This is a genomic window from Cupriavidus sp. a3 (assembly GCF_051015765.1).
Taxonomy (GTDB): Bacteria; Pseudomonadota; Gammaproteobacteria; order Burkholderiales; family Burkholderiaceae; genus Cupriavidus; species Cupriavidus oxalaticus_A.
Genome location: NZ_CP170644.1, coordinates 894,404 through 912,365 on the forward strand (window position 1 = coordinate 894,404; position 17,962 = coordinate 912,365).

The window sequence follows — 17,962 nt, forward strand, 5'->3', positions numbered from 1 at the left end:
ATCCGAAAGAAAAAATCGTGTCGAGCAAGCAGCTGATTCGCATTCGCGGCGCCCGCCAGCACAACCTCAAGGATGTCGATCTCGACCTGCGCCCCGGCGAGATGACCGTGGTCACCGGACCGTCGGGATCGGGCAAGTCCAGCCTGGTGTTCGACACGCTCTATGCCGAGGGCCAGCGCCGCTACGTCGAGACCTTCAGCGCCTACGCGCGCCAGTTCCTGGACCGGATGGACCGCCCGCAGGTGGAGCGCGTCGACGGCGTGCCGCCGGCGATCGCCATCGACCAGACCAACCCGGTGCGCAGCTCGCGCTCGACGGTCGGCACGATGACGGAGCTGAACGACCACCTGAAGCTGCTGTACGCGCGCGCGGCGGAGCTGTTCGACAAGCAGACCGCGCAGCCGGTGCGCCATGACACGCCGGAGACGATCTACGCCGAGCTGCTGGCGCGCACGGCGCAAGGGCAGCCGCACCACGATGCGCGGCTGGTGGTGACGTTCCCGGTGGAGCTGCCGGAATCGACCACCGACGAAGAGGTCCAGCAGTGGCTCTCCGTCAGCGGCTACACGCGCGTGCAGGCGCAGCGTGTGGTGCAGTCTCCCACCGGTGCGCGCAAGCTGCTCGACGTGGTGGCTGACCGCTTCCGCATCGGCAATGCCGAAAAAGTGCGCGTGGTGGAGGCGATCGAAGCCTCGCTCAAGCGCGGCGGCGGACGCGTCAACATCTATGTGCTGGCCGATGGGACCGATGGCCGCGACGGCCCCGTGTGGCGCTTCTCCACCGGCCTGCATAGCCCGGACAGCGACCTGCGCTATGCCGACCCGCAACCCGCGCTGTTCTCGTTCAACTCCGCCTACGGTGCCTGCGAAACCTGCCGGGGCTTCGGCCGCGTGATCGGGGTCGACCTAGGGCTGGTCATCCCCGATGCGCGCAAGTCGCTGCGCGAAGGCGCGATCAAGCCGATGCAGACCCCTGCCTGGAAAGAATGCCAGGACGACCTGATGCGCTACGCCGGCAAGGCCGGCATCCCGCGCGACACGCCCTGGGCCGACATGACCGAGGCCGAGCGCCACTGGGTTGTCCATGGCTCGCCCGACTGGAACGGCCAGTGGAACAAGCAGTGGTACGGCGTGATGCGGTTCTTCAGCTACCTGGAGTCGAAGGCGTACAAGATGCACATCCGGGTGCTGCTCTCCAAGTACCGCAGCTACACCCCGTGCGAAACCTGCGGCGGCGCGCGCCTGAAAACCGAGTCGCTGCTGTGGCGCCTGGGCTCGAAGGACAATGCCGACGCCGTGCTGGCGGCCGGACGCCGCTTCTTGCCGCGCGGCGTGGACTGGGACCGAACGCAGCTCGAAGCGCTGCCTGGCCTGACCGTGCACGACCTGATGCTGCTGCCGATCGAGCGCATCCGCCGCTTCTTCGACGCGCTGACGCTGCCCAGCGCGATGCTGGACGACGCGCTCAAGCTGCTGCTGGCCGAGGTGCGCACGCGGCTGAAGTACCTGTGCGACGTCGGCCTTGGCTACCTGACGCTGGACCGCCAGAGCCGCACGCTGTCCGGCGGCGAAGTGCAGCGCATCAACCTGACCACCGCACTCGGCACCTCGCTGGTCAACACGTTGTTCGTGCTGGACGAGCCCAGCATCGGCCTGCACCCGCGCGACCTGAACCGCATCGTCGAGGCCATGCACCGGCTGCGCGACGCGGGCAACACGCTGGTGGTGGTGGAGCACGATCCGTCGGTGATGCTCGCCGCGGACCGCCTGATCGACATGGGCCCCGGCCCGGGCGAGCGCGGCGGCAATATCATTTTCGACGGCACGCCGTCCGATATCCGCAATGCCGACACGCTGACCGGTGCCTATCTCGGCGGGCGCCGCCGCGTGGCCGATGCCTCGCACTGGCAACGCCGCCCCGTCGACCACGCGCTGCCGCGCATCGTGCTGGAAGGCGCGACCGAGCACAACCTGCAGGACGTCACCGTCGAGATCCCGCTGCAGCGGCTGGTGTGCGTGACCGGCGTGTCCGGCTCGGGCAAGTCCACGCTGCTGCAGGACGTGCTGCATCCGGCGATGGCTCGGCATTTCGGCAAGGCGACGGAAGCGCCGGGGGCGTACCGCAAGCTGAGCGGCGCGGACCTGGTCGATGACGTGGTCTTCGTCGACCAGTCGCCGATCGGCAAGACCGCGCGCTCCAACCCGGCCAGCTATGTCGGCGCGTTCGACGAGATCCGCAAGATCTTCGCCAGGGCGCCGATGGCGCTGCAGCGCAGCTATACCGCGGGCACCTTCAGCTTCAACTCCGGCGACGGGCGCTGCCCGACCTGCGGCGGCTCGGGCTTCGAGCACGTCGAGATGCAGTTCCTCAGCGACGTCTACCTGCGCTGCCCGGACTGCGACGGCACCCGCTATCGCCCCGAAGTGCTGGAGGTGAAGATCGAGCGCGCCATCGCCGGGCAGCCGCCGCGCGCGCTCAGCATCGCCGACGTGCTGGAGCTGACCGTCAGCGAAGCTGCGTCCTACTTTGCCGGCGATGCCGCGGTGCTGCGCGTGCTGCAGCCCATTGTCGATGTCGGGCTCGAATACATGAAGCTGGGCCAGCCCGTGCCGACGCTGTCGGGCGGCGAGGCGCAGCGCCTGAAGCTGGCCGGCTTCCTTGCCGAAGCCGCGCAGGCCACGCCGTCGCGCACGCGCGGCAACACGCTGCCGCGCCGCCTGTTCATGTTCGACGAGCCGACCACGGGTTTGCACTTCGACGATATCGCCAAGCTGATGCTGGCCTTCGGCAAGCTGCTCGACAGCGGCCATTCGCTGATCGTGATCGAGCACAACCTCGACGTGATCCGCGCCGCCGACTGGCTGGTCGACCTGGGTCCCGAAGGTGGCGATGCCGGCGGCCGGGTAGTCTGCACCGGCACGCCGGAAGACGTGAAAGGCTGCGCCGAGTCGCATACCGGCCAGGCGCTGATCCACTATGACGCCGCGCTCGGCGAAGCCGGCATGCTGGCCGCGGAACGTGCCGCCGGCACCGAGTCCGAAGGCGTGCCGCTGCAGGCGGTCTTGCAGGCCCGCCGCGCGCGCCGCGAGATCGAGGGCGAGGACGTGGTGCGCATCGTCAACGCGCACGAGCACAACCTGAAGTCGCTCAACGTCGATATCCCGCACGGCAAGTTCAACGTCGTCACCGGCGTGTCCGGGTCGGGCAAGTCGACGCTGGCGTTCGACATCCTGTTCCACGAAGGCCAGCGCCGCTACCTGGAATCGCTCAACGCCTATGCGCGCTCGATCGTGCAGCCGGCGGGCCGGCCGGAGGTCGATGCGGTCTATGGCATCCCGCCCACCGTCGCGATCGAGCAGCGCCTGTCGCGCGGCGGCCGCAAGAGCACGGTGGCGACCACGTCGGAAGTCTGGCACTTCCTGCGCCTGCTGTACGTAAAGCTGGGCATCCAGCACTGCGTGCATGACGGCGCGCCGGTGACGTCGCAGAGCCCGGAATCGATCGCCGCGCAGTTGCTGCGCGACCATCGCGGCGAGCACGTTGGTTTCCTCGCGCCGCTGGTGGTCAACCGCAAGGGCGTCTATACCGACCTGGCGAAATGGGCCAAGGCGCGCGGCAATACGCACCTGCGCGTCGATGGCGAGTTCCTGCCGGTCGATCCGTGGCCGCGCCTGGACCGTTTCCGCGAGCACACCATCGAGCTGCCGGTCGGCGACCTGGTCATCACGCCGGAGCACGAGCCGCAACTGCGCGCACTGCTGGCGCAGGCCCTGGAAGCGGGCAAGGGCGTGATGCACCTGCTGGCGCCGCTCGACGGGCTGGGCCACGCCATGACCAACGGCGGCACCGCGCACGTGGGCGAGGTCAAGGTGTTCTCGACCAAGCGCGCCTGCCCCGAGTGCGGCACCAGCTATCCGGAACTCGACCCGCGCATGTTCTCGTACAACAGCAAGCACGGCTGGTGCGGCAGCTGCGTGGGCACCGGCCTGGCGCTGACGCGCGAGCAGCGCGCGGCGTTCGACGATACCGTGCTGGCCGACGACAACCGCGGCCGCGAGCAGAGCCTGCCATCGGAGGAGCTGGAACCGGAAGGCGTAGGCGAAGCGCCGTGCCCCGACTGCCATGGCACGCGCCTGAACCCGGTGGCGCGCGCGGTCACGTTCGACACGCAGGCCATCGTCGACGTGGCGCAATGGACCGTGTCCGATACGCGCCGCTGGGTCGACGGCCTGCGCCTGGCCGGCCGCGACGCCGAGATCGCGCGCGACGTGGTCAGCGAGATCGGCAGCCGCCTGCAGTTCCTGGAGGAAGTGGGCCTGGGCTACCTGAGCCTGGACCGCGCCGCGCCCAGCCTGTCCGGCGGCGAGGCGCAGCGCATCCGGCTCGCGGCGCAGCTCGGCAGCAACCTGCAGGGCGTGTGCTACGTGCTGGACGAGCCCACCATCGGCCTGCACCCGCGCGACAACCAGATCCTGCTCGATGCGCTGCGCAAGCTGGGCGACAAGGGCAATACGCTGGTGGTGGTCGAGCATGACGAAGACACCATCCGCCGCGCCGACCACATCATCGACATCGGCCCCGGCGCGGGCAAGCGCGGCGGCACGCTGGTGGCGCAGGGCGGCGTGGCGGAGCTTGCCGCGGCGCCGGCTTCCACCACCGGCCAGTTCCTGGCACAGCCGATCATCCACCCGCTGCAGGCGCGCCGCCCGGTGCAGCCGGGCGCGGCCGGCAAGCCGGCCGACCCGGCCGAATGGCTGACAGTGCACGGCGCTTCGCTGCACAACCTGCGCAACGTGAACGCGCGCATCCCGCTGTCGCGGCTGGTGGCGATCACCGGCGTGTCAGGCTCGGGCAAGTCGACGCTGGCGCGCGACGTGCTGATGACGAACCTGCTCGATGCGGTGGGCCGCTCGGTGCTGTCGTCGCCGGCCACGCGCCGCGCGCGCAATGCGGCCAGGGAAGAGGCCAGGACGAGCAAGTCGACGGCAAGGAAGCCGCTCAAGGTCGAACACGACTGGTATGGCTGCGAGGCCATCACCGGCTGGGAATCGATCGACCGCGTGCTCGAAGTCGACCAGACCCCGATCGGCAAGACCCCGCGTTCCTGCCCGGCGACGTACATCGGCGTATGGGACACGATCCGACGGCTGTTCGCCGATACGCTCGAGGCGCGTGCGCGCGGCTATACCGCGTCGCGCTTCTCTTTCAACACCGGCGATGGCCGCTGTCCCGCGTGCGAAGGGCAGGGCGTGCGCACCATCGGCATGAGCTTCCTGCCGGACGTGAAAGTGCCATGCGACGTCTGCCACGGACAGCGCTTCAATCCCGAGACGCTCGCCGTCACCTGGCGCGGCAAGAACATCGGCGACGTGCTGACCATGGAGATCGATGAGGCAGTGGAATTTTTTGCATCGATGTCCAATATTGCGCACCCGCTGCAGCTGATGAAGGACGTGGGGCTGGGCTACCTGACACTGGGCCAGCCATCGCCGACGCTGTCCGGCGGCGAGGCGCAGCGCATCAAGCTGGTCACCGAACTGAGCAAGGTGCGCGACGACATCACCCGCCGCGGCCAGAAGGCGCCGCACACGCTGTACGTGCTGGACGAGCCTACCGTCGGCCTGCACATGGCCGACGTGGCGCGCCTGATCCGCGTGCTGCATCGCCTCACCGACGGCGGCCACAGCGTGGTGGTGATCGAGCATGACCTCGACGTGATCGCCGAGGCCGACTGGATCATCGACCTGGGACCGGAAGGCGGCGCGGGCGGCGGCACCATCGTCGGCGCGGCCGATCCGGAGTCGCTGGCGCGGATCCAGGCCAGCCATACCGGCGCGGCGCTGGTGCCGGTGCTGGCGCGCGGCAAGGCGGAGACGGAGCAGGCCGGCGCGCCAGGCAAGGTCAGCATGGCCTGAGCTCCTTGCCGCAGGCGAGCGGCGTAGCCAGGGCCACACGGCACAGGCACGCCTTTCGCTTGCTCATGGTTGCTGGCGCGCACATCGCGCCCTGAACGGAGGTAACCATGAAGCATATCCGACCCAGCCGGCTCCTCGCCGCCATCGCGCTCGCCGCCGCTGCGATTCCCGCCATGGCGCAGATGACGCCTGGCACGCCGCGCGGCACCTATGATCCTTATTCGCAGGGCGCACGCAGCACCGACAAGTTCGATCCATACACGCAGGGCGCCAACGCTCCCACGCGCCAGGACCTCGCGCCCGCGCCCGAGGCCCAGCCTTCTACCGTGCCGGCGCAACCTGGCATGACCACCGCGCCTGTGCAGCGCACGGCTGATCCGTACATGGAAGGGACGCGCTGGGTCAGCCCGGAACTGGGCCGCCGCCTTGGCCCGCGCAGCCAGTTCCTGGACGGTGCCTGATGTTGATCGCCTGACTGCGATTTTCGCAACGGCCGCTTGCCAGGTGCGCGGCATCATGCCGCGCCGGCAGCGGCCTTTCCAGCCTTTCCAGCGGGGAAGGCGCGCGGCAAAATGCGAATGCAACCGGACTTACCGCCTCTTGTAATTCCTGCGCAAGCGCACGGACTCCACAGCGCGCAAGCGGCCAACGACCAGTTCAGCGTGCCGTATGCCAGCCAGGCGCTGAACTGCGGACCCATTCGGTCCGCCGGGCTCGCGCGCATGACGGTGGTCAGCTACAACATCCATCGCGCCGTCGGTACCGACCGCCGTTACCGGCCCGACCGGATCGCCGCGGTGCTGGAAGAACTGGGCGCCGATATCGTCGCGCTGCAGGAAGTCGAGTCGGGCAGCAGCAACGACCACACGCTCGAATACCTGGCCGGGCACACCGGCATGCACGTGGTGTCGGGCTTTACCCGCGTGCGCGGCAATGCGGATTTCGGCAATGCGCTGCTGACGCGCTTTGCGCCGCAGGCGGTCAACCAGATCGACCTCACGGTGAAGGGCTGCGAGGCGCGCGGCGCGATCGACGTCACGCTTGCCTGTACCGCATCGGGGCACGCCAGCGCGCTGCGCGTCATTGCCACGCACCTGGGCCTGCGCCCCGGCGAACGGCGCCACCAGGTGCAGCAATTGCTGAACTACGTGGCCGCGGCGCCGCCGTTGCCCACCATCCTGCTGGGCGACGTCAACGAGTGGTTCTTGTGGGGGCGCCCGCTGCGCTGGCTGCACGCGTATTTCGAACATACCCCGCACACGGCGACGTTTCCTTCGCGCATGCCGATATTCGCGCTGGACCGGATCTGGGTCTCGCCGCGCGCGCACCTGGTCTCGGTGGCCAGCCACCGCTCGCCGCTGGCGCGCGTTGCCTCGGACCACCTGCCGTTGCTGGCCTGCTTCGAAGTGCCGTTGGCAGAAGCACCTTCGGCCGCCGCGGGCCCGGAGATCCGTGCCGAAGCATAGGCAAACAGAGGCCAAACATCCGGCAAACATAGGAGCACGACGATGAGACAGAGCGACGACAACTACCTGCGCAGGCGCCCCGACAAGCAATATGGCGGCAACGAACAGGGCTACAGCGGCATTCCGGCCGAGTCGCGCAACCGGCGCCAGCGAGAACTCAGCGGCGGCCGCTATGGCAATGCCGCGGAGCGTCTTCCCCGCGACCAGACCCAGGACGTAACGCCAGGCGACGAAGAGTGGTATGGACTGTACGTCGAGGAATGGCGCTGGCCGGCCGAGCGTACTTATGCCAGCCGTGGCGGCGACGACGCCCGCTACGAGGACGAATGGTCGCGGCGTAGTCCGGCGGGCGCGGGCCGAGGCCGCTACCAGCGCAATGAGCGCGATGGCGGCTATGGCGAGCCAGAGCGCTATGGCTACCGGCGCTGGCAGGACGAGCGCTATGAGCGCGAGGCGCGCGGCTATGGCGACCTTGGCGACCTTGGCGACGAGTGGGACGCCCCCACGCAGCGCCGTCCCGCCGGCCCACGCAACTACCGGCGCGACGACGACCGCATCCACGACGATGTCTGCAACCGGCTGGCGCGCGATGACGAACTCGATGTCAGCGATGTCGAAGTCCGCGTGCAGGAGGGCGTGGTGACGCTGGAAGGCAAGGTCAACGACCGCCGCACCAAGTACGATATCGAGGACATTGCGGAGCGCGTGTTCGGCGTGCAGGACGTGATCAACCACATCCGCGTGCAGCGCTACGGGTTGCTGGCTTCCGAGTAGGGGCGGGGGAGAGCTCGGGAGAATGGCAAGGGCGGCAAGGCCGCCCTTTTTCCTGCCCTGCGCTTCAGTCCTTGTTGACCCGGGGCGGGTTCGGCGGGTGCTCTTCGCGGTCGTCGGTACGGTCGGCCTTGTCGACCGGCACCTCGGCCGGCAGGCCTTCGGCCGCGCGCACCACTTCGTCGGCAATCTCTTCTTCCGGGATTTCGTCTTCCGGCGGCATGTGCGCGTCTTCGTCGCGCTGCTCGATCTCGCTCTCGATGTCGCTGGGCTCTTGCTCGAGATCAGGGTCCAGCGTGCTCGGGATATTGCCGGCCTGCGCCCGCGCGGCGCCCGTCGCGGTCTTGTCGCGCGGGCGGCCGCCGCCGGCGGAAGCTTGCGCGCCGTCGCGCCGCGTGCCGCTGGTGCTGCCGACACGGTCCCTGTGGCGGGCGCCGGTACGTACGGTCTTGCTCATGCTTTCTCCTTTAGTCTCTCCTGTGCGGTCCGGTGTGGCTTCCCGGCAGCCGTCAGGTGTTCTCCACCGGGGGTTCGCTTTCCTCCGGATTGCCGCTGCGGCGCCTGACCGAAGGCGGCACGCCGTTCTCGTCGGGAATGTCGTGCTCGCGCTCGACGTCGTGGCGGCGGTCGCGTCCCGGCTTGCCGCGCTCATGCTCGGTGTCGGGCCCGCCCTTGTGCGGGTCCGGCCGCGGCTCGCTGCGGCGCCGGGTGGTGTCATGGTCGGGTTGGCGATGGGTGCTCATGGTGTCTCCAGGGGCAATTTCACGTATCTGCGTCGTCAGTCCGTACCGGCACGCAGTTCGTCGGATACCGCGGTCACGCCGCGCACCGAGCGCGCCAGTTCCATGGCCATGACGCGCTGCTTGTCGTCCCGCACCGAGCCTTCAAGCTTGACGACGCCGTCCATGGTGGACACGCGGATCTTCGCCGGGTCCAGCGTGCGGGCGTTCGCCAGGCGCGCACGGACTTCCGAGGTAATGGCACGGTCGCTGGCGATTTCGGTGTCGCGCGGCGCGGCGGTGCGGCCCGTCGAGGATGGAGCCGCTGGCGCATCGGCGGGTGCGGCTGGCGCCGCCGGCGCAACTGCCATAATCAGTACCGCCAGCGGCAGCGCCAGGCGGCGAATGCGGGAGCGAGTACGTAATTTCATGGCGATCCTCCTGTACGGCGCACCGTACTGCATGAGCGGCGGGCTGCGCAACGTTGCCCGCACCTGCCCCCAAAGACCTGCAAGCTCCGTTCCCGCCGGCCGTAAGGGCTGGTTGTGCGCGTTGCGCCGCAGCGCGGCGGACCATGCGGCGGCGTTTCGCCGACGGCGCGCGCCGTACTTTTTACAGTAGCTGCAGAAAGTGCATGCGTCCCACTGGCGGGCGTAAATGGTGCCGTCGGGGTGGTGCCGTCGGGGCCGCCCGCGGCGGAGGCACCGCGACAGGTGGCGCGCCGCTTGCGTGGTGCCGTGTGCTTGCGTGCGGACCTGTCTATAGTGAAAGCAATGCTGGCCAGAACTGGCGTACGGCATGTGCCGCCGAGCACAACCCGCCACGCCGGCCCCACGCCGCGGCAGTCCTCGTTTGCCGCATGCCGACGGGCCCATCAGCGCAGCCGGCCGGGGGGAGCGGCACATCCTGTTGCGAGGGTAGAAATGAATTTCGCCAGCATCCTGTCCACCGTTGTCCTGGCCTCTTCGGTGTCGGTCTCCTCGGCGCCGGTCGAACGCCAGCTGCTCGCGATCACTCCGCTGGACTTCGCCCAGCGCTTCAATACAGTCGCGCAGGATACGGGCTCGGGGTTGACGCTCCCCAGTTTCAAGATCAAGCCCGGCTGGCACCGCGCCGCGCCCAGTTCCGGCGTCTCGGTGCTGGTGCGTGCCAGCCATTCCGGCTATGCGCTGGATGAAGTGGTGGTGGTCTGCCGCGAAGTCGAGCGCTGCTTCCTGACCATCTGCACTGCGGCACTTGCGATCGACGACAGCGTCAACCCGATGCTGCTGCAGCGCTTTATCGTGGCGCGCATTGCCACCGAACTGGGCGAAGTGGGGCTGGTCATGTCCGGCCTTGCCTATATCGTGGTGACGCCGAAGGAAGACGACTACGTCGCCGTCGTGATCCGGCCCTACCTGCCGCAGGACCGCAGCGCCTCGCCCAGCCAGGCCCAGCGCGATCCGCCCGCCGGGGCCGAGCCCTTCCATCATGGCCAGGCGGTCCCGCATGAGCCGCACGGGCTGCAGGGTCCGCATGGACCGAAGGAACTGCCAGGACCCTATGCGGCGCCGGGCGCCCCGCGCCCGCCGCTGACCCCGCTCGCTTCGCGAGCCCCGATTCCGCAATTGCCGCGCTTGTGACGCGCGCGTCAGGGCTCGCGCAGCAGCAGTGCTACCGGCAGCCCGCCCAGCACGTCGCGCAGGCGCAGGCGCCCGGCGGGCGCATCGAGCCGGTGACCCGTCAGTGCGTCGATCCAGCGGCCGGGCTGCGGCGCGCCAAGGTTCAGCGTGGTGTCACCCCAGCACGCCGGCGGAATGCGCGGAACGGCCGGGTCGACCCGCGCCGCCGACAGCCGCGTGACCACGGTGATGGCCTGGCGCGAGTCGGTGCTGCGCGCAAACGCCAGCACCTGCTGCGCCAGCGCGCCCTGCGCGGCCAGCATGCTGTACTGGCCGTCGGCAAACAGCGCGGGGTCGGCGGCGCGTGCCGCGAGCACATGGCGCACCAGCTGCTGCTTGAGCCTGCCGTCGTGCCAGTGTGCCAGCCAGTGCGCCCAGCCCGCGCCGCACGCCAGCCGTGCCTGCAGCCGGACGTAGTCCGGCGCGCGGCGGTTGTCCGGATCGACCAGGCTCAGGTCCCAGCCTTCGGTGCCCTGGTAGCGGTCGGGAATGCCGGGGGCGGTCAGCTGCACCAGCACCTGCGCCAGGCTGTTCACGGCGCCGGCGGTGGCAATGCGCCCGGCGAAGCGGCCGATCTGCGCCAGCACGCCCTGCGGCCACGCCGCCGCGATCCCGCGCAGGAAGGCCTCGCATGCCGCTTCGTATTCGGCATCGGGGCAGGTCCAGTTGCCGTGGCGCTTGGCTTCGCGGATGGCCTTGACCTGCCAAGCGGAAATCCGTGCGAGCAACGCTTCGGGTACCGGCGCCCCGTCGCCGGAATGGTCTATCGGATCCATCGGCCATGCCCCGACCAGCGCCTGGTACAGCATCAGCCGGTCGGCCGCGTCGGGCGCGCGCGGCAGCGTGGCCACCAGTGACGCGCAGTCGCGCTCCCACGCGGCAACCGCGTCGGCGAAAGTGCCCGGCAGCTCGCTGAGCACGGCCAGCCGCATGCGCGCGTCCTCGCCGCGCTTGTGGTCATGCGTCGCTGTGGCCAGCATCGCATGCGGGCCGGCCAGCCGGCGCGCCGCCATGCGGGCGTGGAACTGCGCCGGCGGCATGGCCAGTTGCGCCGGGTCGCTGCCCACCTCGTTGCGCGACAGCAGCCGGCCATAACGGTAGAACGCGGTGTCCTCGCCCGCCTTGGCCGCCAGCGCCGGCATCAGCTGCTGCAGGCGGCGGCGCAGCACGCCGGTGTCGCTGTCCGGTGCCGCCTGCGTGCGCAGGCAGCCGGCGATGAATGCCAGCGCCACCACCTCGTCCGGCGCCAGGCTGCCGCGCGCGGACTGCAGGGCCTGATCGACCATGGCGTCATCGGCATGCGCGGCGGCGGCGTCGCGCGCCGACGGCTGCGCGTCGTAGTAGCTGCGGTAGACCTGCACGGCCGCCATCAGCGCCATCAGCGCATGCCGCAGGGCCGCCAGCGTGAGGTCGCGCGTGCCCGGCTCGCGCTGTGCGCTGGCGTGCAGGCGCGCGGTCACGCCCGCGCATTCGGTGACGAGGTGCCGCCGCAGCACCAGGCAACGGGCCTCGCGTACGTGCGCGGCGTACGGGCGCGCGTCGCCGCTGGTCATCGCCCACAGCGCGGTCAGCGCGGCTTCGCCTGCCTCGTCGTGCAGCACCGCGGCCACGTCGTCCATGAAGTCGTAGCCCGTGGTGCCATCCACCTGCCAGTCCGGCGGCAGCCGCTCGCCGCTGCCAAGGATCTTCTCGACCACGAGCCACGGGCGCTGCAGCGCCAGCAATGGCGGCCGTGCCGCGGCGTGCCGGTCGAGCTCCGCGCGCAGCCGGCGGCAGTAGCCGGCGGGATCGGCCAGTCCGTCGACGTGATCCACGCGCACGCCGTCGATCCAGCCTTCGCGCAGCAGGCGGAAGACCAGTGCATGGACCGCGTCAAAGACCTGCGGGTCTTCCTCGCGCACGCCCACCAGGTCGCTGATCTCGAAAAAGCGGCGCCAGTTCAGCGAGGCGGCCGCGGTGCGCCACCAGGCCAGCCGGTAGTGCTGGCGTTCCAGCAGCGCGTGCAGCCGGGTGCGTCCGGCGGGCTGGGTGGTGTCGTACCAGTTGGCGTTGGCGGTGCCTTCCGCGTCAAGGCTGTCCGGCGCCAGCGGCAGCACATGGTCGAAGTAGCGTACGTGTGCCGGCCGTTCGCCGCTGGCCGGCACCCACCGCAGTTCGCCGGCGACGACCGTGTCCCAGTACGACTGCCCCAGGATCGGCAGCAGGACCTTGCCATGCAGCGCCGGGTCGCACGGCGTCCAGTCGATATCGAAGCAGCCGGCATGTGGGCTGGCGCGTCCGTGCGCCAGCACGTCGCGCCACCAGCCGTTGTGGGTGCAGTCCGCCGCCATGTGGTTGGGCACGATATCGGCGATAAGGCCGAGGCCGGCACTGCGCGCGCGCGCCGCCAGCGCCTTCAGGCCCGCCTCGCCGCCCAGTTCCGCGCGCACGCGGGTGAAGTCGGTGACGTCGTAGCCGTGCGTGGAGCCGGGCCTGGCCTCGCAGACCGGCGACAAGTACAGGTGGCTGACCCCAAGCGCGGCGTAGTAGTCGACCACGCCGGCGGCATCGGCGAAGGTGAAGCCAGGATGCAGCTGCAGCCGGGCGGTGGCGCGCGGCAGGCCGCGCGCGGGTGCCGGCGCGGTGGCTGCCGCGTCAGGCATTACCTTGGGCGCGCCGCGGCGGGCTCGCACAGGGTGGCGACGCAGGCCAGCGGCGGCAGCATGCCGGCGGACAGTTCCGCGGCGGCGCCCGGTGCGCTCTCGTGCAGCGCCGTGCGCTGGTCGCGGCAGGAGTGGGTGGCGGGCACCGCTTCGTCGCCCAGGTTCAGCCACAGGCTCAGCTCCATGCCGTCCACCAGCCGCCAGCGCGCGCACAGCGCCGCGGGGCCGAGGATATCGACGCCGGCAGACTGGCAGCCCGGCAGCCGGTGCAGCAGTTCGCGCCGCCGGATCGACAGCAGTTCGCGGTAGTAGGGGGCCCAGTCGGCGTCGTCCGCCAGTGACGGCCGCGACGCTTCAAATGTGGCCGGGTCGTTGGGGTCGGGGATGGCGGCGGCACGCGCCTCGTCGCCGAAGGCCGCGCTGGCGGCGAATTCGCGGCGGCGGCCCTCGCGCACGGCCCTGGCCAACTCCGGCGGATGGCTGGTGAAGTAGAAGAATGGCTGCCGCGCGCCGGTCTCTTCGCCCATGAACACCAACGGCACCTGCGGGCAAAGCAGCTGCAGCGCCACCGCGGCGCGCAGCGCACGCGGGTCGGCCAGGCTGGTCAGCCGTTCGCCGAAGGCGCGGTTGCCGGCCTGGTCGTGGTTCTGCAGAAAGCTGACGAAAGCGGTAGGCGGCAAATGCGCGCTGGGCTGGCCGCGGCACACGGCGGCGCTGGCGACGGCGGCGGTGTCGCCGCCGGAACGGTGCTGCGACGGCTCGCCCTGGTAGGCGAAGCCTTCGGCCAGCACGCGTGCGAGGTGGCGCAGCGCGGGTTGGCCATGCTCGCGTGCATCGACCGCAGCGACAGTGCCGGCGGGCATGGCGTAGTCGCGATAGTAGCCGTCGTCCTCGCTGGTCAGCAGCACATGCAGCGCATGGTGGGCGTCATCGTTCCATTGCGCGTCGAAGCCCTGCGCCAGCAGCGCGGCGTCGTTGTCGTCGTTCTCCAGCACCAGGTGCAGGTGGCGGTCGCCGCCGGCGCCATCGGTCAGCATGCTGCGCACTTCGCCAGGCAGCGCCGCGAGCCAGCCTTCGTCCTCGATGGCGTGGACCGCATCGAGCCGCAGTCCGTCAAAGCGGAACTGTTCCAGCCAGTAGCGCGCATTCTCGGTGAAGAAGCGCCGTACCTGCGGGCGCCGGAAATCGATGGCGGGGCCCCACGGGGTCCGCCGGTCGGCGCGGAAGAAGGCGCTGGCATAGCGGTGCAGGTAGTTGCCCTCAGGCCCGAAGTGGTTGTAGACCACGTCCAGCAGCACCATCAGGCCGAGCGCGTGCGCCCGGTCGACCAGCGCGCGCAGCTCGTCCGGCGTGCCATAGCCGGACTCCGGCGCGAACGGCAGCACGCCGTCATAGCCCCAGTTGCGTCCGCCGGGAAACTCGGCCACCGGCATCAGCTCGATGGCGGTGAAGCCCAGCGCGGCCAGCCGCGGCAATTGCTGCGCGGCGCCCGCAAAGCCGCCGCACAGGCCAACGTGCATTTCGTAGATGATGGCTTCATGCCACGGCCGGCCGCGCCAGTCGGGGCAGGTCCAGGCGTACGAGGCACCGGCGTCGCGCGCCGGCACGATGCTCGGGCCGTGCACGTCGTCTGCCTGCCAGCGCGAGGCCGGGTCGGGCACCGTGGTGCCGTCGTCGAGCCGGAACCAGTAACGCGCGCCCTCGCAGCACGGCACGATCGCCTCGAACCAGCCGTTGGGCCCCGCCGCCATATGGACCGGTCCCAGGCCCGCGATCTCCAGCCGCACGGGATGGCCTTGCTCGGCCGCGTCGGGCGCCCACAGGCGGAAGCGCACGCGTCCGTCGGGCAGCCAGGCCGGTCCGAACAGGTAGTCCTGCGCATGTTCGTCGTTGGAGGAGAAGGCCCGTGAAGAAGGCGCGGCAAAGCAGTCGAGCGGGGCCAGGCTGGGCAGGGCGGACCTGGCACCCGGGGCCAGTGGAAACGGGTTCGCGTTCAAATTCGGCTCCTGCCATCGATTGGCTTCTGGGTGTGCGGACTGGAAGTTGCCTTGCGGCGGCCCTAGCGCAATGCGAACTCCATGCCAGCAGAACGGCGCTTTTGCGGTGCGGCGCGCGGGCAGGCGGGCGGCCGGGCCGAAAGCTTTGTTACAAGGGCGATTGTAGAAAGTACTGCCCGGCATGCGGCGCCCCGCGCATGCGATACCGCACACTGCGCGCGCGTCTTGCGCCTGCATGGCTATGCCGCGCGCGGCCCCTGGGCACCCGGATCAACCTGCCACGGCGCGCCGCTGGCACGGTGCAGCAGCCGCACCGGTACCGGCTCGACGTTCCAGATGCGCTCGCAGTATTCGCGGATGGCACGGTCCGACGAAAAACGGCCCGAACGCGCGCACGACAGTACCGACATGCGTTGCCAGCGATCCGGGTCGGCGTAGGCGTCGGAGACGATCTGCTGGCATTCGACATAGGAAGCGAAGTCCGCCAGCAGCAGGTAGGGATCGTGCCCCGCCTGCGGATCGAACAGCGGGCGGAACAGCGCCGGATCGCCGCGCGAGAAGAATCCCTGCTGCACCAGGTCGATCACCGCGCGCAGTTGCGGGTCGCCGTGATAGTAGGCGGCCGGGTCGTAGCCGCTCGCGCGCAGCGCATAGACGTCGGGCGCGGTCAGGCCGAACGGGAAAAAGTTGTCGTTGCCGACGGCCTCGCGCAGTTCGATATTGGCGCCATCCATGGTGCCGATGTTGAGCGCGCCGTTCATCGCGAACTTCATGTTGCCGGTGCCGGAGGCTTCCTTGCCCGCCAGCGAGATCTGCTCGGACAGGTCCGCAGCCGGGTAGATGCGCTGGCCGAAGGTGACGTTGAAGTTGGGCAGGAACACCACCTTGAGCCGGTCGCGCACCTGCGGGTCGCGGTTGATCACGTCGGCGACCGAGGTGATGAAGCGGATCATCAGCTTGGCGTATTCGTAGCCCGGCGCGGCCTTGCCGCCGAACAGGAAGGTGCGCGGCTGGATCTCGGCGTGCGCGTCGGACTTGATGCGGTGGTACAGCGCGATCACGTGCAGCACCGCCAGGTGCTGGCGCTTGTATTCGTGGATGCGCTTGACCATCACATCGAACATCGACGATGGGTCCACCACCACGCCGGTGGTGTCGCGGATCAGCTGCGCCAGGTCTTCCTTGTTGGCGCGGCGCATCGCCTGCCATTGCCGGCGGAAGCCGGCGTCGTCGGCATAGGGCTCGAGCACGCGGATGCGTTCGAGGTGGGAGATCCAGCCATCGCCGATCGCATCCGTGACCAGCCGCGTCAGCCTCGGGTTGGACAGCGCAAGCCAGCGCCGCGGCGTGACGCCGTTGGTGATGCTGGTGAATTTCTCCGGCCACATCGCGTAGAAATCCTTGAGCACGTCCTCGCGCATCAGCCGCGAGTGCAGCTCGGCCACGCCGTTGATGGCATGGCTGCCGACGCACGCCAGGTTGGCCATGCGCACATTGCGCTCGCCGTGCTCGTCGATCAGCGACAGCCGCGACAGCCGCGATTCGTCGCCGTAGAAGCGGATGCGCACCTCGTCCAGGAAGCGCGCGTTGATCTCCAGGATGATTTCCAGGTGGCGCGGCAGCACGCGTTGGAACAGCGGCAGCGGCCAGCGCTCCAGCGCCTCGGGCAGCAGCGTGTGGTTGGTGTAGGCGAAGGCACGCTGGGTGATGTCCCACGCCTGGTTCCAGGGCAGGTCGTTCTCGTCGACCAGCAGCCGCATCAGTTCCGCGATGCCTACCGCCGGGTGCGTGTCGTTCAGCTGCACCGCGAACTTCTCGTGGAAGCGCGTCACCGGGATGCCGTCGACAGCCAGCAGCCGCAGCATGTCCTGCAGCGAGCAGGCGACAAAGAAGTACTGCTGCTCCAGCCGCAACTCCTTGCCCTGCGCGGTTTCGTCGTTGGGGTAGAGCACCTTGGTCAGGTTCTCCGACGTCACCTTCTTGCTCACCGCGCCGAGGTAGTCGCCGCGGTTGAAGGTATGGAAGTCGAAGGCCTCGGTGGCATCGGCGCGCCACAGCCGCAGCGTGTTCACGGTATTGACGCGGTAGCCCAGGATCGGCGAATCGAAGGGCACGCCGGCCACGGTCTTGGCCGGCACCCAGCGCACGCGGTAGTGGCCGCGGTCGTCGGTGTAGTGCTCGGTGTGGCCGCCCAGGCGCACCTGCACCGCCCATTCGGAGCGCTGGATCTCCCACGGGTTGCCGTTGCGCAGCCAGGTATCGGTCTTCTCCACCTGCATGCCGTCCATGATGGTTTGCTGGAAAATGCCGTATTCGTAACGGATGCCGTAGCCCAGCGCCGGGATCTCCAGCGTCGCCAGCGAATCCATGAAGCACGCCGCCAGACGGCCCAGGCCGCCGTTGCCCAGGCCCGGCTCGACTTCCTGCTCCAGGATGCGGTCGAGGTCGAGCCCGGCCGCCGCCATGGCCTCGTGCACTTCGTCGAAGATGCCGAGGTTGATCAGGTTGTTGCCCAGGTGCGGGCCCATCAGGAACTCGGCCGACAGGTAGGCCACAGTGCGCGAAGGCTGGCCCAGGTAGGCTTCGGCGGTGCTGATCCAGCGCTGCACCAGGCGGTCGCGCACGGTATGCGCCGCGGCTTGGTAGAGGTCGTTCTGGCTGGCGTGGCCGGGCAGCTTGCCCTGGGTATGGAACACGTGGTCCAGGAACGCGCGGCGCAGGCTGGCGCCGGACAGGGCGGTACGGGTGTCGTCGGCGTGCTCGGGCCGGATCACTTCCTTCATGGCGGAAC

At 69.6% G+C, this 17,962-nt stretch carries 10 protein-coding genes and 1 pseudogene; 5 read left to right on the plus strand and 6 right to left on the minus strand.

Annotation, left to right across the window (positions count from 1 at the left end):
* Positions 1–17 precede the first annotated feature (17 nt).
* The 4 genes from uvrA to ACAD63_RS25990 all read left to right on the plus strand — a co-directional run bounded on the left by uvrA (position 18) and on the right by ACAD63_RS25990 (position 8,155).
* Positions 18–5,915: an excinuclease ABC subunit UvrA gene (gene uvrA / locus ACAD63_RS25975; RefSeq protein WP_195427832.1), complete on the plus strand. Its 5,898-nt coding sequence runs from the start codon at positions 18–20 to the stop codon at positions 5,913–5,915.
* A 107-nt stretch (positions 5,916–6,022) separates the two neighbouring features.
* Complete coding sequence (locus ACAD63_RS25980; protein WP_133094489.1) at positions 6,023–6,376, plus strand: endonuclease; 354 nt, start codon at positions 6,023–6,025, stop codon at positions 6,374–6,376.
* Positions 6,377–6,487: 111 nt separating this feature from the next.
* Positions 6,488–7,381 (plus strand): endonuclease/exonuclease/phosphatase family protein, encoded by an 894-nt coding sequence (locus ACAD63_RS25985; RefSeq protein WP_434034572.1) that lies wholly within the window; start codon positions 6,488–6,490, stop codon positions 7,379–7,381.
* A gap of 42 nt (positions 7,382–7,423) precedes the next feature.
* Positions 7,424–8,155 carry a BON domain-containing protein gene (locus ACAD63_RS25990; protein ID WP_135702847.1) on the plus strand — a complete coding sequence of 244 codons (732 nt, stop codon included), beginning with the start codon at positions 7,424–7,426 and terminating at the stop codon, positions 8,153–8,155.
* Between the two features lie 64 nt (positions 8,156–8,219).
* Here ACAD63_RS25990 and ACAD63_RS25995 read toward each other — a convergent pair whose 3' ends face one another.
* From ACAD63_RS25995 to ACAD63_RS26005, 3 genes are read right to left on the minus strand one after another with little or no spacing between them, the layout of a single operon-like run.
* Positions 8,220–8,609: a hypothetical protein gene (locus ACAD63_RS25995; protein WP_133094492.1), complete on the minus strand. Its 390-nt coding sequence runs from the start codon at positions 8,607–8,609 to the stop codon at positions 8,220–8,222.
* A 52-nt stretch (positions 8,610–8,661) separates the two neighbouring features.
* Positions 8,662–8,895 carry a hypothetical protein gene (locus ACAD63_RS26000; RefSeq protein ID WP_133094493.1) on the minus strand — a complete coding sequence of 78 codons (234 nt, stop codon included), beginning with the start codon at positions 8,893–8,895 and terminating at the stop codon, positions 8,662–8,664.
* A gap of 35 nt (positions 8,896–8,930) precedes the next feature.
* Positions 8,931–9,302, minus strand: coding sequence for a BON domain-containing protein (locus tag ACAD63_RS26005; protein ID WP_133094494.1), 372 nt, complete (start codon positions 9,300–9,302; stop codon positions 8,931–8,933).
* Positions 9,303–9,794: 492 nt separating this feature from the next.
* Between ACAD63_RS26005 and ACAD63_RS26010 the strand changes: the two are divergent.
* Positions 9,795–10,319: pseudogene (locus ACAD63_RS26010) on the plus strand (malto-oligosyltrehalose synthase); the annotation flags it as partial.
* 182 nt (positions 10,320–10,501) lie between these two features.
* Here ACAD63_RS26010 and treY read toward each other — a convergent pair.
* The 3 genes from treY to ACAD63_RS26025 form a co-directional block, all read right to left on the minus strand.
* Positions 10,502–13,174 (minus strand): malto-oligosyltrehalose synthase, encoded by a 2,673-nt coding sequence (gene treY / locus ACAD63_RS26015; RefSeq protein ID WP_434034573.1) that lies wholly within the window; start codon positions 13,172–13,174, stop codon positions 10,502–10,504.
* Complete coding sequence (gene treZ, locus ACAD63_RS26020; RefSeq protein ID WP_195427828.1) at positions 13,174–15,171, minus strand: malto-oligosyltrehalose trehalohydrolase; 1,998 nt, start codon at positions 15,169–15,171, stop codon at positions 13,174–13,176. The genes treY and treZ overlap by 1 nt, the downstream gene beginning before the upstream one ends.
* Positions 15,172–15,410: 239 nt before the next feature.
* The gene (locus tag ACAD63_RS26025; protein WP_135702844.1) at positions 15,411–17,954 is read right to left on the minus strand and encodes a glycogen/starch/alpha-glucan phosphorylase; all 2,544 of its coding nucleotides are present in this window, start codon (positions 17,952–17,954) and stop codon (positions 15,411–15,413) included.
* Between the last annotated feature and the right edge of the window lie 8 nt (positions 17,955–17,962).

Bases quoted from the DNA above. Each gene is read 5' to 3' on its own strand.
- ACAD63_RS25980 (WP_133094489.1), top strand. From the start codon at position 6,023: ATGAAGCATATCCGACCCAGCCGGCTCCTCGCCGCCATCGCGCTCGCC.
- ACAD63_RS26025 (WP_135702844.1), bottom strand. From the start codon at position 17,954: ATGAAGGAAGTGATCCGGCCCGAGCACGCCGACGACACCCGTACCGCC.
- ACAD63_RS25985 (WP_434034572.1), top strand. From the start codon at position 6,488: ATGCGAATGCAACCGGACTTACCGCCTCTTGTAATTCCTGCGCAAGCG.
- ACAD63_RS25995 (WP_133094492.1), bottom strand. From the start codon at position 8,609: ATGAGCAAGACCGTACGTACCGGCGCCCGCCACAGGGACCGTGTCGGC.
- ACAD63_RS26000 (WP_133094493.1), bottom strand. From the start codon at position 8,895: ATGAGCACCCATCGCCAACCCGACCATGACACCACCCGGCGCCGCAGC.
- treY (WP_434034573.1), bottom strand. From the start codon at position 13,174: ATGCCTGACGCGGCAGCCACCGCGCCGGCACCCGCGCGCGGCCTGCCG.
- ACAD63_RS25990 (WP_135702847.1), top strand. From the start codon at position 7,424: ATGAGACAGAGCGACGACAACTACCTGCGCAGGCGCCCCGACAAGCAA.
- ACAD63_RS26005 (WP_133094494.1), bottom strand. From the start codon at position 9,302: ATGAAATTACGTACTCGCTCCCGCATTCGCCGCCTGGCGCTGCCGCTG.